General features: G+C 74.2%; 14 protein-coding genes. 8 read left to right on the forward strand and 6 right to left on the reverse strand.

Annotated features, from left to right (window positions below; translation table 11 throughout):
* The first annotated feature begins 66 nt into the window (after positions 1-66).
* Both ACFV3R_RS13525 and thpD read left to right on the forward strand, forming a co-directional pair.
* On the forward strand, positions 67-486 hold the full coding sequence (locus ACFV3R_RS13525) for an ectoine synthase (protein ID WP_385581103.1): 420 nt from the start codon (positions 67-69) through the stop codon (positions 484-486).
* A gap of 61 nt (positions 487-547) precedes the next feature.
* Positions 548-1,447 (forward strand): ectoine hydroxylase, encoded by a 900-nt coding sequence (gene thpD, locus ACFV3R_RS13530; RefSeq protein ID WP_385580558.1) that lies wholly within the window; start codon positions 548-550, stop codon positions 1,445-1,447.
* 141 nt (positions 1,448-1,588) lie between these two features.
* On the opposite strand, the gene ACFV3R_RS13535 is transcribed toward thpD, so the two are convergent.
* The 3 genes from ACFV3R_RS13535 to ACFV3R_RS13545 form a co-directional block, all read right to left on the reverse strand.
* Positions 1,589-2,674, reverse strand: a complete 1,086-nt coding sequence (locus ACFV3R_RS13535; protein WP_385580561.1) for an aminotransferase class V-fold PLP-dependent enzyme — start codon at positions 2,672-2,674, stop codon at positions 1,589-1,591.
* 68 nt (positions 2,675-2,742) lie between these two features.
* The gene (locus ACFV3R_RS13540; protein WP_385580565.1) at positions 2,743-3,294 is read right to left on the reverse strand and encodes a GNAT family N-acetyltransferase; all 552 of its coding nucleotides are present in this window, start codon (positions 3,292-3,294) and stop codon (positions 2,743-2,745) included.
* Between the two features lie 10 nt (positions 3,295-3,304).
* The gene (locus tag ACFV3R_RS13545; protein WP_385580568.1) at positions 3,305-4,834 is read right to left on the reverse strand and encodes an aldehyde dehydrogenase (NADP(+)); all 1,530 of its coding nucleotides are present in this window, start codon (positions 4,832-4,834) and stop codon (positions 3,305-3,307) included.
* Positions 4,835-4,955: 121 nt separating this feature from the next.
* Here ACFV3R_RS13545 and ACFV3R_RS13550 point away from each other — a divergent pair, with 121 nt between their 5' ends.
* Positions 4,956-5,726: an IclR family transcriptional regulator gene (locus ACFV3R_RS13550; protein WP_385580571.1), complete on the forward strand. Its 771-nt coding sequence runs from the start codon at positions 4,956-4,958 to the stop codon at positions 5,724-5,726.
* Between the two features lie 175 nt (positions 5,727-5,901).
* Here ACFV3R_RS13550 and ACFV3R_RS13555 read toward each other — a convergent pair whose 3' ends face one another.
* Entirely contained in the window at positions 5,902-6,798 is an 897-nt protein-coding gene (locus ACFV3R_RS13555; protein ID WP_385580574.1) for a LysR family transcriptional regulator, read from the reverse strand.
* Positions 6,799-6,998: 200 nt separating this feature from the next.
* On the opposite strand from ACFV3R_RS13555, the gene ACFV3R_RS13560 reads away from it, so the two are divergent.
* From ACFV3R_RS13560 to ACFV3R_RS13570, 3 genes are read left to right on the forward strand one after another with little or no spacing between them, the layout of a single operon-like run.
* Positions 6,999-8,348, forward strand: coding sequence for an MFS transporter (locus ACFV3R_RS13560; protein ID WP_385580577.1), 1,350 nt, complete (start codon positions 6,999-7,001; stop codon positions 8,346-8,348).
* A 32-nt stretch (positions 8,349-8,380) separates the two neighbouring features.
* On the forward strand, positions 8,381-9,313 hold the full coding sequence (gene kdgD / locus ACFV3R_RS13565) for a 5-dehydro-4-deoxyglucarate dehydratase (RefSeq protein WP_385580580.1): 933 nt from the start codon (positions 8,381-8,383) through the stop codon (positions 9,311-9,313).
* 40 nt (positions 9,314-9,353) lie between these two features.
* Positions 9,354-10,718 (forward strand): enolase C-terminal domain-like protein, encoded by a 1,365-nt coding sequence (locus tag ACFV3R_RS13570; RefSeq protein WP_385580583.1) that lies wholly within the window; start codon positions 9,354-9,356, stop codon positions 10,716-10,718.
* A gap of 67 nt (positions 10,719-10,785) precedes the next feature.
* Here the strand turns inward: ACFV3R_RS13570 and ACFV3R_RS13575 are convergent, their stop codons facing one another.
* Together ACFV3R_RS13575 and ACFV3R_RS13580 are read right to left on the reverse strand one after the other, a co-directional pair.
* Complete coding sequence (locus tag ACFV3R_RS13575; protein WP_385580585.1) at positions 10,786-12,000, reverse strand: hypothetical protein; 1,215 nt, start codon at positions 11,998-12,000, stop codon at positions 10,786-10,788.
* Positions 11,997-12,971, reverse strand: coding sequence for a 5-dehydro-4-deoxyglucarate dehydratase (locus ACFV3R_RS13580; RefSeq protein WP_385580588.1), 975 nt, complete (start codon positions 12,969-12,971; stop codon positions 11,997-11,999). Before ACFV3R_RS13580 ends, ACFV3R_RS13575 begins: the two co-directional genes overlap by 4 nt.
* Before the next feature lie 316 nt (positions 12,972-13,287).
* Here ACFV3R_RS13580 and ACFV3R_RS13585 point away from each other — a divergent pair, with 316 nt between their 5' ends.
* Entirely contained in the window at positions 13,288-14,097 is an 810-nt protein-coding gene (locus tag ACFV3R_RS13585; RefSeq protein ID WP_385580591.1) for an NAD-dependent epimerase/dehydratase family protein, read from the forward strand.
* Between the two features lie 201 nt (positions 14,098-14,298).
* Positions 14,299-14,571, forward strand: coding sequence for a GlsB/YeaQ/YmgE family stress response membrane protein (locus ACFV3R_RS13590; RefSeq protein ID WP_385580596.1), 273 nt, complete (start codon positions 14,299-14,301; stop codon positions 14,569-14,571).
* Positions 14,572-14,607 lie beyond the last annotated feature (36 nt).

Below are 14,607 nucleotides of genomic sequence, written 5' to 3' on the forward strand. Positions count from 1 at the left end.
ACGCTGCGAGGCGTCCGGCACCCCCACCCCCAGGGTGAGAAGAACCGGAAGAGAAAGGCACCCCACGTGATCGTCCGCTCGTTCAAGGACATCGAAGGCACCGACCAGCACGTCAAGTCGAAGTCCGGTACCTGGGAGAGCAAGCGCATCGTCCTCGCCAAGGAGGGCGTCGGCTTCTCGCTGCACGAGACCATCCTCTACGCGGGCACCGAGACCGACATGTGGTACGCCAACCACATCGAGGCGGTCCTGTGCGTCGAGGGTGAGGCCGAACTCGAGAACCGCGAGACGGGCGAGAAGCACTGGATCGAGCCGGGCACCATGTACCTGCTCAACGGCCACGAGAAGCACACCCTGCGGCCCAAGACCGACTTCCGCTGCGTCTGCGTCTTCAACCCGCCGTGCACCGGCCGCGAGGACCACGACGAGAACGGCACCTACCCGCTGCTGACCGAGCCCGCGACCGAGACCGCTGCCGCCGGCTGACCCCGCCCCGGGAACCCGCAGCGGAGAAAGGCACCGTACGAGAGGAGAGGAAGGCACCACCATGACCCTCGCACCCGAGCGCACCGCCGATCTGTACCCGACCCGCGGCACCACCGAGGTGGTCACCCCGCGGCAGGACCCGGTGGTGTGGTCCGCGCCCGGAACGGCCGGACCGTTCCAGCGTTCCGAACTGAGCGACTTCGAGCGGGACGGGTTCTTCGCGATCCCGGACCTCATCACGGACGCCGAGGTCGCGAAGTACCGCACCGAGCTGGACCGGCTGGTCACCGACCCGGCCGTCCGGGCGGACGAGCGGTCGATCGTCGAGCCGAAGTCCCAGGAGATCCGTTCGGTCTTCGAGGTCCACAAGATCAGCGAGGTCTTCGCCGATCTGGTGCGCGACCCCCGGGTGGTGGGCCGCGCCCGGCAGATCCTCGGCTCGGACGTCTACGTCCACCAGTCGCGGATCAACGTCAAGCCCGGCTTCGGCGCTTCGGGCTTCTACTGGCACTCGGACTTCGAGACCTGGCACGCCGAGGACGGCCTGCCGAACATGCGGACGGTCTCGGTGTCGATCGCCCTCACCGAGAACTTCGACACCAACGGCGGCCTGATGATCATGCCCGGGTCGCACCGGACCTTCCTCGGCTGCGCGGGCGAGACGCCGAAGGACAACTACAAGAAGTCGCTGCAGATGCAGGACGCGGGCACCCCGTCGGACGAGGCGCTGACCAGGATGGCGGACGCGCACGGCATCCGCCTCTTCACCGGCCGGGCCGGGTCCGCGACCTGGTTCGACTGCAACTGCATGCACGGCAGCGGGGACAACATCACGCCCTACGCGCGCTCCAACGTCTTCATCGTCTTCAACAGCGTGGAGAACGCTGCGGTGGAGCCGTTCGCCGCGCCGGTGCCGCGCCCGGACTTCATCGGCGCACGGGACTTCACGCCGGTGAGGTGAGTGCCCGCCGCGGGCGTCCCCGGCGCCCCGACCGCGGTGCAAGAACGTGGCCGTTCCCCGCCTCCGGGGGGCGGCCACGTCCGCGTTGCGGGCCGGCGGGGCACGGCAGGCCGGTCCGCGGGGCGCGCACCCGACCGCCCGTCAGGCCAGCAGTTCCAGCAGCCGGTCCACGTCGGCCGCGGTGTTGTACAGGTGGAAGGAGGCCCGCAGGTGGCCCGCCCGGGCGGAGACGGCCACCCCGGCGCCCGCCAGGCGCGGTTCGGCGTCGGCCAGACCCGGCACCGAGACGATGGCGGAGCCCGGCGCCGCCACCGGGGACAGGCCGAGTTCGGCCAGGCCGCTGCGGTAGCGCTCGGCGAGGGCGGTGTCGTGCGCGTGGATCGCCGGGATCCCGATCTCCTCCACCAGGGCGAGGGAGCGCGCGGCCCCGGTGAGGGTGATATGGCTGTGCGGCTCGTCGTAGCGGCGGGCGGCGGCGGCGAAGGTGGTGACGGGACCGTAGTTGGAGGCCCCCGGGTCGGCGGCGGCCACCCAGCCGGCGTGGCGGGGCACCGGCCAGGGCAGGCGCTCGCCGAAGTCGGCCGAGAAGGCGAGGAAGTTGGTGCCGCGCGGACACATCAGCCACTTGTACGCCCCGCACACCACCACGTCGGCGCCGCAGTCCGCCAGCGGCAGCCATCCCGCGGCCTGGGTGACGTCCAGGAAGGTCAGGGCGGAGTGCGCCCGGGCGGCGGCGGTGATCGCCGGCAGGTCGGCGATGCGCCCGTCGAGGGCCTGCACCGCCCCCACGGCCACCAGCGCGGTGCCGGGGCCCACGGCATCGGCCAGCGACTCCAGGGGAGCCGACCGCACGATGATGTCGGGGCGGACGGCGAAGGGGGTGACCAGGGAGCTGAAGTCGTCCTGGGCGACCAGCACCTCCGCGCCCGGCTCGAGCGCGCCGGCGACCAGGGCGGCGGTCACGGCGACCGAGGAGGTGACCGCCACCCGCTCGGCCGGCAGGCCCAGCAGGCGGGCGAAGGCGGCGCGGGAGGCCTCGGCGGGCGCGGTGTAGTCGCGGCCCATGGTGCCGTGGGTGCCGTACTCGGTGGCGGCGTCGCGCAGGGCCGCCGCGGCGCGGGCCGGCAGCAGTCCGCCCTTCGCGGTGGCGAGGTAGGTGCCGCTCGGCGTGAACTCCTCGGCGGCCAGCGGGTGGACGGGGGCTGCCGTGTTCTGTGATGGCGTCATGACTCCATGTCAGCCCGCCCGGCGGCGCCCCGTCCACAGCCAATCCCGCGCGGGCGGACCCTTTTCCGTCAGCCGCGCCGGCCGGACGGAGGCCGGGCCGCGGGTTCCAGCCGGAGCAGCAGCGGCAGGTGGGTGGCGTCGGGGGCCGGCCGGCGGCTCTCGTCCGGCAGCCAGCCGCGCCGGCGGTAGAAGGCCCGGGCCCGCCGGTTGTGCCAGAGAACCTCCAGCTCGGCGGTGGTGCGGCCGTCCGCGGCCCAGGCCTCCTGGCAGACGTCCAGCAGGGCGCCGCCGACCCCGGTGGACCAGTGGCCGGGGTCCACGTGGAGCTGGGTGAGGGTGACGCACGCCGGGTGCGCGCACCGGCGCGTCCGGTAGGCGGCGACCCCCACCAGTGCTTCCGCACGCTCGGCGCACAGCACGGTGGCCGCGTCCTCGCCCACCGTCCGCGCCCACTCGCGCGCCCACCGCTCGCACTCCTCGGCGCTCTCCGGCACCGCGCCGGGGTGGCGTTCACGCTGGTAGCGGGCGCGCGCCCGGGCGTGGAGGTCGACGATCCGCGCCTGGTCCGCCGCGGTGGCCGGGCGGACGAGGACGGGGCGGGTACCGGGCGCGGTCGTCACCGGCGGCAGCCTACGGCAGGCGCCGGCCGTCGACGCGGCGAGGCAGCCCGAGCGGGTTGGCCTCCTGCAGCTCCGGCGGCAGCAGCGGGTCCGGGGTGGCCTGGTAGGCGACCGGTCGCAGCCACCGCTCGATCGCCGTGCCGCCGACGCTGGTGGTGGTGGAGGTGGTCGCCGGGTAGGGGCCGCCGTGGTTCTGCGCGTAGGCGATGGAGACGCCGGTGGGCCAGCCGTTGACCAGTACGCGTCCGGCGAGCGGGGTGACCAGGGCCAGCAGCCTGCCGCCCGCGCCCTCCCCCTCGCACTCGGCGGCGGCGAGCTGCACGGTGGCGGTGAGGTTGCCGGGGAGGCGGTCCAGCACCGCGGCGACCTCGGCTTCGTCCTCGTAGCGGACGACCACCGTCACCGGCCCGAAGCACTCCTCCAGCAGCAGGTCGTGGAGGCCCTCGGTGGTCAGACGGGCGGCGGGCACGGTGAGGAACCCGGCGCTGACGGTGTGTTCGCCGCCGCTGCCCGGGGTCACCGGCGAGTCCACGTCGGGGAGCCGGAGGCGTTCCTGGACACCGGCGACGAAGTTGTCGCGCATGCGGTGGTCGAGCAGGACGCCCGCCTCGGAGTTGCTGACCGCCTCCGTCAGCGACTTGACCAGGGCGTCCCCCGCGTCGCCGGCGGGGGCGAGGACCAGGCCCGGCTTGACGCAGAACTGGCCGACCCCCAGGGTCATCGAGCCCGCGAGGCCGGTGCCGATCTCCTCGGCACGCTCGGCCGCAGCGGCCTGGCTGACCACGACGGGGTTGAGGCTGCCCAGCTCGCCGAAGAAGGGGATGGGCACCGGGCGGGCGGCGGCCTCGTCGAAGAGGGCACGGCCGCCGCGGACGGAACCGGTGAACCCGGCGGCGGCGACCAGCGGGTGGCGGATCAGCTCCAGTCCGGCCTCGAAGCCGTGGACCAGGCCCACCACCCCCTTGGGGAGCCCCGACTCCTCGGCGGCGCGGCGCAGCAGGGCGGCGCACAGCTCGGAGGTGGCGGGGTGGTCGGGGTGGGCCTTGACGACGACGGGGCAGCCGGCGGCCAGGGCGCTGGCGGTGTCCCCGCCGGGTACGGAGAAGGCGAGCGGGAAGTTGCTCGCGGAGTAGACGGCGACCACGCCGACGGGCAGCTTGTAGCGGCGCAGGTCCGGCTGGGGCGGGGTGGCCGACGGGTCGGCGTGGTCGATGAGCACGTCGAGGAAGGCGCCCTCCTCGACGATGTCCGCCATGGCCCGCAACTGGGCGGTGGTACGGGCGAGTTCGCCGGTGAGGCGGCCCGGACCGAGTGCGGTCTCGGCGTCGGCGGCCTCCACCACCCGGTCCCCCGCGCCGTCCAGGGCGTCGGCGGCGCGCCGCAGGAAGGCGGCGCGGACGGTGCGGTCGGCGAGGGCGGGGAGCGCCGCGCGGGCTGCCCGGACCGCCTCGTCCACCTCGACGGGGGTGGCCTCGGCCGCGACCTCTTCCCGCTGCTTCCCGGTTCGGGGGTCGACACTCCAGACTGGTGTAGCTGGCACCGCGCTTCCCTTCTCAGCAGACGTCCTGTCACCCTCCAGGCTCGTTCGATATGCTGAACGCTGTCCCAGATGATGAATCTCTGGCGACTCTATGAGGGCGCGAACTGAGGGGTCAAGGGCGATGTCGACTGCTGAGAGCGGTGGGGCGCAGGTCAAGTCAGCCGTGCGGACGGTCGAGCTGCTGGAGTACTTCGCCGGCCGGCCGGGGATGCACAGCCTCGCCTCGGTGCAGGAGGCCGTGGGGTACCCCAAGTCCAGCCTGTACATGCTGCTGCGCACTCTGGTGGACCTCGGCTGGGTGGAGACGGACGCGACGGGGACCCGCTACGGCATCGGCGTGCGGGCGCTGCTGGTGGGCACCTCCTACATCGACGGCGACGAGGTGGTGGCCGCTGCCCGCCCGACGCTGGACCGCCTCTCGGACGACACCACCGAGACCATCCACCTCGCCCGCCTCGACGGCACCAACGTCGTCTACCTGGCCACCCGGCAGTCGCAGCACTACCTGCGGCCGTTCACCCGGGTCGGGCGGCGGCTCCCGGCCCACTCCACCTCGCTGGGCAAGGCGCTGCTGGCCACGCACACCGACGACCAGGTCCGCGCCATGCTGCCGGCGACCCTGCCGGCCCTGACCGAGCACACCCTGACCGACCGCGAGGCGCTCATCGAGGAGCTGCACACGGTGCGCGAGCAGGGGTACGCCGTGGACCGCGAGGAGAACACCCTCGGGCTGCGCTGCTTCGGCACGGCCGTCCCGTACCGGACCCCGGCGCGCGACGCCATCAGCTGCTCGGTGCCGGTGGCCCGGCTCGCCCCGGCCCACGAGCAGACGATCCGGGACGCGCTGCTGGACGCCCGGGACCGCCTGACGCTCGCCACCCGGCACCTCTAGGGCCTTTCTTCCGGGTCAGGCTGGATCGGGAGCGGCCTTTGGTGCCGTGCATCGCAAGGCGGAGGGCGGAGAGCGCAGCGGGCTGCGCCGACGACCGACAACGCGGCGAGCGTGCGTGCCAGGCGCCGCCGGACAGGCGGGACTTCGAAGACACTGCCCAGGCGCCGCCCGCCCCTCACCCGGCAGCCGCGGCGCTCCGCAACAGGTCGACGAGCGCGGCCAGCGCGGGGTTGTCGTTGGTGGCCCGCCAGGCCATCTCCAGTTCCACCGGCTCCTCCCCCACCCCGGTCACCGGCCGCAGGACCACGCCGGTCAGGCCGAGGCGGGTGGCGGCGGCCGGGACCAGCGAGACCCCGTGTCCGGAGCGGACCAGGGTGAGGATGGTGTGGACCTGGGCCAGGTGCTGGACGTAGCGGGGGGTGACGCGGGCGTCGCGGAAGGCGCGGGACAGCACCTCGTAGAAGTACCGGGCCTCGGCGGGCGAGTACATGACGAACGGTTCGCCGTCGAAGTCGCGCACGTCGGGGTCGGTGCCGCGCCGGGCCAGCCGGTGGTCCGCCGGGAGGGCGGCGACCAGCGGTTCGCGGGCGAGCGGGGCGGTGGCCAGGCCGGGGCCGCCCATCGGGGGGCGCACCAGGCCGAGGTCGAGGTCGCCGGCGAGGAGTGCGGCGCGCTGGGCGGAGCTGACCATCTCGCGCAGCACCAGGTCCACGTGCGGCAGCCGGTCGCGGACCGCGGCGAGCACCGTCTCCAGGTAGGAGTAGGCGGTGGCGGCGGTGAATCCGAGGGTGACCGTGCCGACCTCGCCGCCGGGGACCCGCCGGGCGGAGAGCGCGGCCTGCTCGGAGAGTTCGAGGATGCGCCGGGCGTCGGCGAGGAAGACCCGGCCGGCCGGTGTGAGGCGCACCGTGCGCCGGGAGCGTTCGAGGAGTTCGACGCCCACTTCGTGCTCCAGCGCCTGGATACGGCGGCTGAGCGGCGGCTGGGTCATCGTCAGCCGGGCGGCGGCCCGACCGAAGTGCAGTTCCTCGGCGACGGCGACGAAGCTGGTGAGGTGTTCCAGGGAGAACATCGATTCCCGTTCAGCATCACATCATGCGAAAAGAGTGTTGGACCTGCATGAGTGTGGCGCTCTACGTTCCTCACGGCAACGTGCGGGTGCGGGCCGGGACCACGGGACGGGTCCGGGGAGGGGCGCGCCGGCACGTGCCGGGCCGGCGGGAGCCGCCGGGCCGAGCCGCACCCCCGGGTGCACGAGGAGAGAGGTCGCCGATGCCCTCCGCTCACCGTACGGACGCCGACTCGCCACTGGAGAGCGCCGTCGCCAAGGTCTTCCGGCGCGTCGTCCCGCTGTTCGTCGTCATGCTCGTCTGCAACCAGCTGGACCGGTCCAACATCGGGTACGCCCAGGAGCACCTCAAGGCCGACGTGGGCCTGGGGGACGCCGCCTTCGGGCTGGGCGCCGGGCTGTTCTTCGTCGCCTACGCCCTCTTCGAGCTGCCCAGCAACATGCTGATGGAGCGGTTCGGCCCGAAGATCTGGCTCACCCGCATCATGGTCAGCTGGGGCGTGGTCTCGGCGGCGATGGTGTTCGTGGACGGGCCCGGCCTGTTCTACGTGCTGCGGTTCCTGCTGGGCGTGGCCGAGGCGGGCTTCTTCCCCGCGGTGATCTACTACTTCTCGCGCTGGCTGCCGGGCGCCCGGCGCGGCCGGGCCACGGCCCTCTTCGTGGCCGGGTCCTCGGTGGCGGCGGCGCTCTCCGGACCGCTCTCGGGCCCGCTGCTCTCGCTGGACGGTGCGGCCGGACTCGCGGGCTGGCAGTGGCTGTTCGGCCTGGAGGGGCTGCTCTCGGTGGTCGTCGGCTGCGTCGCCTACCGGCTGCTGGACGCCCGGGTGGCCGACGCCCGCTGGCTGACGGACGCGGAGAAGTCGGCCCTGACCAGCGCCGTGGCGCAGGAGGACGCCGGCCGGCCCGCGCAGCCCGGCCCCGCTCCCTCGCGGTGGCGGCTGCTGCTCTCGCCGCAGGTCCTGGTCTTCTGCGGCATCTACTTCGCCATCCAGCTGTCCATCTACGCCAACCAGTTCTGGCTGCCCGCGATCGTGGCGCGCATCCACGGCACCGACGACGTCACCGTCGGCCTGCTCTCCTCGCTGCCGTGGATCTGCGCGGTGGTCGCGATGTACCTCTCGGGGCGGGTCTCGGACCGCACCGGGCGCAGCAAGCCGCTGCTGGTGGTCGCGCTGCTGGTCGCCGCGGTGGGCACCTACCTCGCCGCGGTCGCCTCGCCCGCCGTGGCGCTGGTCTTCCTCTGCGTCGCCGCGATGGGCTTCAAGAGCGCGAGCCCGCTGTTCTGGACCATTCCGCAGTCCACGATGCACCCGGCGGTGCTCGCCCCGGCCATCGCGCTGGTCAACTCGCTCGGCAACCTCGGCGGCTTCGTCGCCCCCTACGGCTTCGGACTCGTCAAGGAGGCGACCGGCCAGGTCACCTGGGGCCTGTACGCGCTGGCCGCGGCCTCCGTGGTGGGCGCCGTCCTCGTCCTGCTGGTGCGCCGCGACCGCTCCCCCGGCGTGTCCGGCGCCGCCTCCCCGGCCCCCGCGCCGGCCTCACCGCTCACCTGACCGACCCGACCCCGCACCGAAGGAGCACCACCGTGACCGCCTCCCCCTACACCCCCGCCGACCTGGGCCGGCGCATCGGCTCGGGGCTGCTGTCCTTCCCCGTGACGCACTTCCGCCCCGAGGACCTCGCCTTCGACGAGCCCGCCTACCGGGAGAACCTGGCCCGGCTGGGCGGCTACCCGGTGGGCGGCCTGTTCGCCGCGGGCGGCACGGGCGAGTTCTTCTCCCTCACCCACGGCGAGGTGGAGACGGTGGTGCGGGCCGCCGCGCAGAGCGTGCCCGACGACACCCCCGTGCTGGCGCCCGCCGGCTACGGCACGGCCACCGCCGTGGAACTGGCGAAGGCCGCCGAGCGGGCCGGTGCGGACGGCATCCTGCTCTTCCCCCCGTACCTGACCGAGGCCGGCCAGGAGGGGCTGTTCCGGCACGTGCGCGAGGTGTGCCGCGCCACCCGGCTCGGCGTCATCGTCTACGGCCGCGCCAACGCCGTGTACAGCGCGGAGACCCTGGAGCGGCTGGCGGCGGCCTGCCCCAACCTCGTCGGGTACAAGGACGGTGTCGGCGACATCGACGCCATGACCCGGATCTACACGCGCCTGGGTGAGCGGCTGACCTACGTCGGGGGGCTGCCGACCGCGGAGACCTTCGCCCTGCCCTACCTCGAACTGGGCGTGACCACCTACTCCTCGGCGATCTTCAACTTCCTGCCGGAGTTCGCCCTGGACTTCTACGCCGCGGTCCGCGGCCGGGACCACGCGACGGTGCTGCGGCTGCTGCGCGACTTCGTGCTGCCGTACACCGCGATCCGCAACCGTGAGGCCGGGTACGCCGTGAGCATCGTCAAGGCCGGCATGACCGCCGTGGGCCGCGGTGCGGGTCCGGTGCGTCCGCCGCTGACCGACCTGCGCGAGGACGAGTACAAGGAGCTCGCCGCACTGGTGGCGGGCGTCTCCCCGTCCGCCTGACCCGCCCGCCCCTCACCGTCTCACCCCAAGGAGGACGCCCATGTCCCCGACAGCTTCCGCGCCCGGTACGGCCCCGGGCTCCCGCGCACCCGTGGTCACCGGCATGCGGGTCGTGCCGGTGGCCGGCCGCGACAGCATGCTGCTCAACCTCAGCGGCGCCCACGGCCCGTACTTCACCCGGAACCTGGTGGTGCTGACCGACTCCGAGGGGCACACCGGGGTCGGCGAGGTGCCCGGTGGCGAGCCCATCGCCGCGACGCTGCGGGACGCCCGGGACCTGGTGGTCGGGCGCCGGGTGGGCGACCACCACGCGGTGCTGCGGGAGATACGGGAGCGGTTCGGCGACCGGGACGCAGGTGGCCGCGGCGCCCAGACCTTCGACCTGCGCGTCACCGTGCACGCCCAGGCGGCGGTGGAGTCGGCCCTGCTCGACCTGCTGGGCCACCACCTGGGCCTGCCGGTGGCCGCCCTGCTCGGCGACGGGCAGCAGCGAACCCGGGTACCCGTCCTGGGCTACCTGTTCTACCTGGGCGACCGCCACCGCACCGACCTGGACTACCGGGACGAGGACGGGGCGGCGGACGACTGGTTCCGGCTGCGCAACGCGGAGGCGCTCACCCCGGAGGCCGTCGTGGCGCTCGCCGAGGCTGCCGAACGCCGTTACGGGTTCCGGGACTTCAAGCTCAAGGGCGGCGTGCTGCCGGGGGCGCAGGAGGCGGCGGCGGTCCGTGCGCTGGCCGAGCGCTTCCCCGGGGCGCGCATCACCCTGGACCCCAACGGCGCCTGGCCGCTGGCGGAGGCGGTGGCGCTCGGCCGGGAGCTGCGGGACGTGCTGGCCTACGCCGAGGACCCGTGCGGTGCGGAGGGCGGCTACTCGGGGCGGGAGACGATGGCGGAGTTCCGGCGCGCCACCGGCCTGCGGACCGCCACCAACATGATCGCCACCGACTGGCGCCAGCTCGGGCACGCGGTCCGCGGCGACGCCGTCGACATCCCGCTGGCCGATCCCCACTTCTGGACGCTGCACGGCTCGGTCCGCGTCGCCCAGCTCTGCGACGCCTGGGGCCTGACCTGGGGATCGCACTCCAACAACCACTTCGACGTCTCGCTGGCCATGTTCACCCACGTCGCGGCGGCGGCCCCCGGTGAGATCACCGCGATCGACACGCACTGGATCTGGCAGGACGGCCAGCGTCTGACCCGGGAGCCCTACCGCATCAGCGAGGGGACCCTGGCCGTCCCCGACCGGCCCGGCCTCGGGGTGGAGCTGGACGAGGAGCAGGTGGCCCTGGCACACGAGCTGTACCTGTCCGCGGGGTTGGGCGGCCGGGACGACGCGGCGGCCATGCGCCACCTGGTGCCCGGCTGGCGGTTCGACGCCAGGCGTCCGGCGCTGGTGCGCTGAGAGGGGCCCGCCCCGGGTGCGCCCGGGGCGGCGGACGCGGCCCGGTGCCGTCAGCGCACCGGGCCGCTCAGCCGAACAGCCCCGCCACCGCCGCCAGGTCCTCCTGGCCCGCCAGCCCCGCGTGGTACAGCCGCAGGTGGTTGGCGCCGAGGTCCACCGCGTGCTCGACGTGCGCGGCGAGGGCGCCCGGGTCACCGCCCATGCCGCCGACGAAGGTCAGGTTGGCGGCGAGCGTGGTGTCCGGGCCCGCCGCCGCGGCGAAGGGCGTGAGGGCGTCCCGGCGCGCGGCGTCGTCCCCGGTGCAGGGCACGACCACCCCGTCGGCGTGGCCGAGCACGTCCGCCGGGTCCACTCCCACGTTGGCGCCGCAGCGGTGGGCGGCGGGGTCGGCATGGAGCAGTACCCGGAAGTCCGGGCGTCCGGCGCGGGCTGCGGCCTGGCGCACCGCGGCCACCGCCCGGTGCTGGAGCGTGCGCGCGGCGCGGTCCCGCCAGGTGGTCACCAGGGCGTACAGCTCCGGGCCGAGCAGGCGCTCGATCTCCTCCCGTTCGGCGGCCCGCCCGGCCCCGGCCGGCGCCCGCCGGCCGGCCCACACCGGTTCCAGGGCGGCGCGCACCGCGGCGGCCACCTCCTCGCCCGCCACGCCGAGGCCGGCGTACCCGGCCCGGCAGGTGGGGCAGAAGCAGAGCGACATCAGGTACTGGGCGGCGCCGTCCAGGCCCACCCCGCCGATCTTGTCGTGGGCGTGCAGGTGCGCCAGCCCGTACCAGCCGCAGGACTCCAGCTCGGTGCCCTCCGTCCCGGGGCGGACGGCTGCCTCGGCCGCCAGGTCGACCAGATGGGTGGCGACCTCCGGCTGGGCGATGCACGGCGCCCACGGGTAGCGGTCGCCGTAGGCGTTGGCCACCGAGGTGTCGGGGTGCTCCTCGCCGAGACGGGTGTTGTGGGCGAGCACCACCCAGGAGTGGACCGCCAGCCCGGCGTCCCGCAGCGCGCCGGCGGCCTCGCCGTAGGGGTCCGCGCCGGGCGTCCACTCCTGGACGTGGGGACGCAGGCGCCGCCCCGCCCAGCGTCCGGCGTCCGGCGGGTAGAGGACGGCGGCGTACCGCGCGGTGACCACCCGGTGCCGCGGGTGGCGGGGGGTGAGGGCACGGGTGGAGTGGTAGGCGGCGGCGAGGGTGACCTGGGGGACGCCGAGGCCGGCGACGCGGGCCGCGGCCCCGGGGTCGCCCACCACGTCCCAGGGGTAGCAGAAGACCGAGGTGTGCGGGGGCCGCGTCACGCCGTCACCAGCCCGAGGCCGTGCTCCAGCAGGACGGAGAGCGCGGCCAGGTGGTCCTCGGCCGGGTCGCTCAGCGGGCTGCGCACCCCGCCCACGTCCAGGCCGCGCATCCGCACCCCGGCCTTGACCAGCGAGACGGCGTACCCCCGGCCGCGGTTGCGCAGTTCCACCAGCGGGCGGTAGAAGCCGTCCAGCAGCCGGACGACGGTGGCGTCGTCGCCGCCGGTCAGCGCCCGGTGGAAGGCGGTGGCGATCTCCGGGGCGAAGGCGAAGACCGCCGAGGAGTACAGCAGCACCCCCAGGCCCCGGTAGGCCAGGCCGGTCAGCTCCGCGGTGGGCAGGCCGTTGAAGAACAGGAAGCGCCGCCCGGGTGCGTCGGTGCGCACGGCGCTGACGGTGCGCTGGAGGAGGTCGAGGTCGCCGAGGCCGTCCTTGAGGCCGATGACGCCCTCGGTGCGGGCGAGGGCGGCGACGGTGGCGGGTTCCAGGACGACGTTGTCGCGCTGGTAGACGACGACGGGCAGGCCGCCGTCCGCCGCGAGCCGGCGGTAGTGGGCCAGCAGGCCCTGCTGGTCGGCGAGGACCAGGTAGGGCGGCATGGCCAGGATGCCGTCGGCCCCCGCCTCGCGGGCGAGTGCGGTGTAGCGCAGCGCCAGTTCGGTGCCGTAGCCGGCGCCGGCGAGCACCGGGACCCGGCCCGCGGTCTCCTCGACCGCGGCGGCGACGCAGGCGGCGTACTCCTCTGGGGTGAGCGCGTGGAACTCGCCGGTGCCGCAGGCGGCGAACACCGCTCCGGCCCCCGCCTCCACGCCCGCGCGGACATGGGCCCGGTAGGCGTCGAGCGCGAGCGAGCCGTCCGGTCCGAAGGCGGTCACGGGGAAGAACAGCAGTCCGTCGAGCCGCTCGGCGAGCGTGGGTTGCGTGGTCACGAGCTCTCCCCTGTGTGGTGCATGTCCGTGAGCAGCGTCCATATCCCTGAACGTTCGGTACGCTAGGACACCGGTTGTCACCGGTCAAGACGCCCTCTACTGACCAGCCTTGACGAGGCGACACACCGCAGGCGCCGCCGCAGTCCGTCTTGACCCCGCTGTTCGCCGATGCCTACCGTGTCCAGGCATCTGAATTCTGTTCCGCACCACGACTGAACGGGTCCAGGCGGTCGGCGGCGGGCGCCCCGCAGCCGCCACCCGCAGCCGGGGTGCCACAGGACGTCCGCCGGGCCCGTGCGGCTCCGGCACCCGGGCGAGCGCCGACGGGCCCGCCCGTGCCCCGCAGGAGGAACCCGCCATGCCTGAGCCCCGTACCGTCCTGCTCACCGGCGCCGCCGGCGGCGTCGGCACGCGGATGCGCGAACTGCTGCCCCCTTACGGCTACCGGCTGCGCCTCCTGGACCAGCGCCCCATCGAGGACGAGCCGGATGCCATCGTCGCCGACCTCTCCGACACGGCGGCGCTGCGCGAGGCCGTCCGCGGCGTCGACGCGATCATCCATCTCGCGGGCATCTCCCTGGAAGCCCCCTTCGAGAAGATTCTGCGCTCCAACATCGAGGGCACCTACCACCTCTACGAGGCGGCACGGGAGGCCGGAGTGGGGCGGGTGGTCTTCGCCTCCTCCAACCACGCCGTCGGCTACACCCCGCGCCCGGCGGACGGCTCGGGGGCCGTCCCCGTGGAGACCAAGCACCGACCCGACACCTTCTACGGGCTCTCCAAGACCTTCGGCGAGGACCTGGCCTCCCTCTACTGGGACCGGCACGGCATCGAGTCGGTCTGCGTCCGCATCGGCTCCTGCTTCCCCCAGCCGCGCAACGTGCGGGAGCTGTCGGTCTGGCTCAGCGAGGCGGACTGCGCCCGTCTGCTGCACGCCTGCCTGACCGCGCCGAAGGTCGGCCACACCGTGGTCTACGGCTCCTCCGCCAACACCCGGCTGTGGTGGGACCTGGGCTCGGCCCGCGCCCTGGGGTACGACCCGCAGGACGACTCCGAGCAGTACGCCGCGGAGCTGGTGGCCGAGTTCGGTGAGCTGGACCTGGACAACCCCGAACACCGCTACCTGGGCGGCCGGTTCACCTACGACCCGCCCATCTGGCCGTACTGACCCCGGCCCCGCCCGCCGACTGCGCGCAGCACACCCCCCGCAGCGGCCGGCCGCGGCCGGTCCGCGCCCGGGAACCGGTGCGCAACCACAGGTGTCCGCAGTGCGTCCTTGGGGCAGAAGCCGCAGGGACGCGCCGCCGGCGCTGCCTGGGAACGAACGCCGCGGAAGAGCGGCAGCACGAGGAAGTAGGACGGAAAGACCATGACCATCATCGGCTGGGTGATACTCGGACTCGTCGCCGGGATCATCGCCAAGATCCTCCTTCCCGGCCGCGACCCGGGCGGTGTGTTCGGCACCACCATCATCGGCGTGATCGGCTCCTTCCTCGGTGGCTGGCTGTCCACCAAGGTGCTGGACAAGCCGGTCCCCCACGACTTCTTCGACCCCAAGACCTGGATCGCCGCCATCGTGGGCGCCCTGATCCTGCTGGTCCTCTACCGGCTGCTGTTCGGCAACTCCCGCGAGCGCCGCTGACCGGAACCGGGCGCCCGCGGCCACCCGGGCGGAGGG

The organism is Streptomyces sp. NPDC059740 (assembly GCF_042733155.1).
GTDB lineage: Bacteria > Actinomycetota > Actinomycetes > Streptomycetales > Streptomycetaceae > Streptomyces.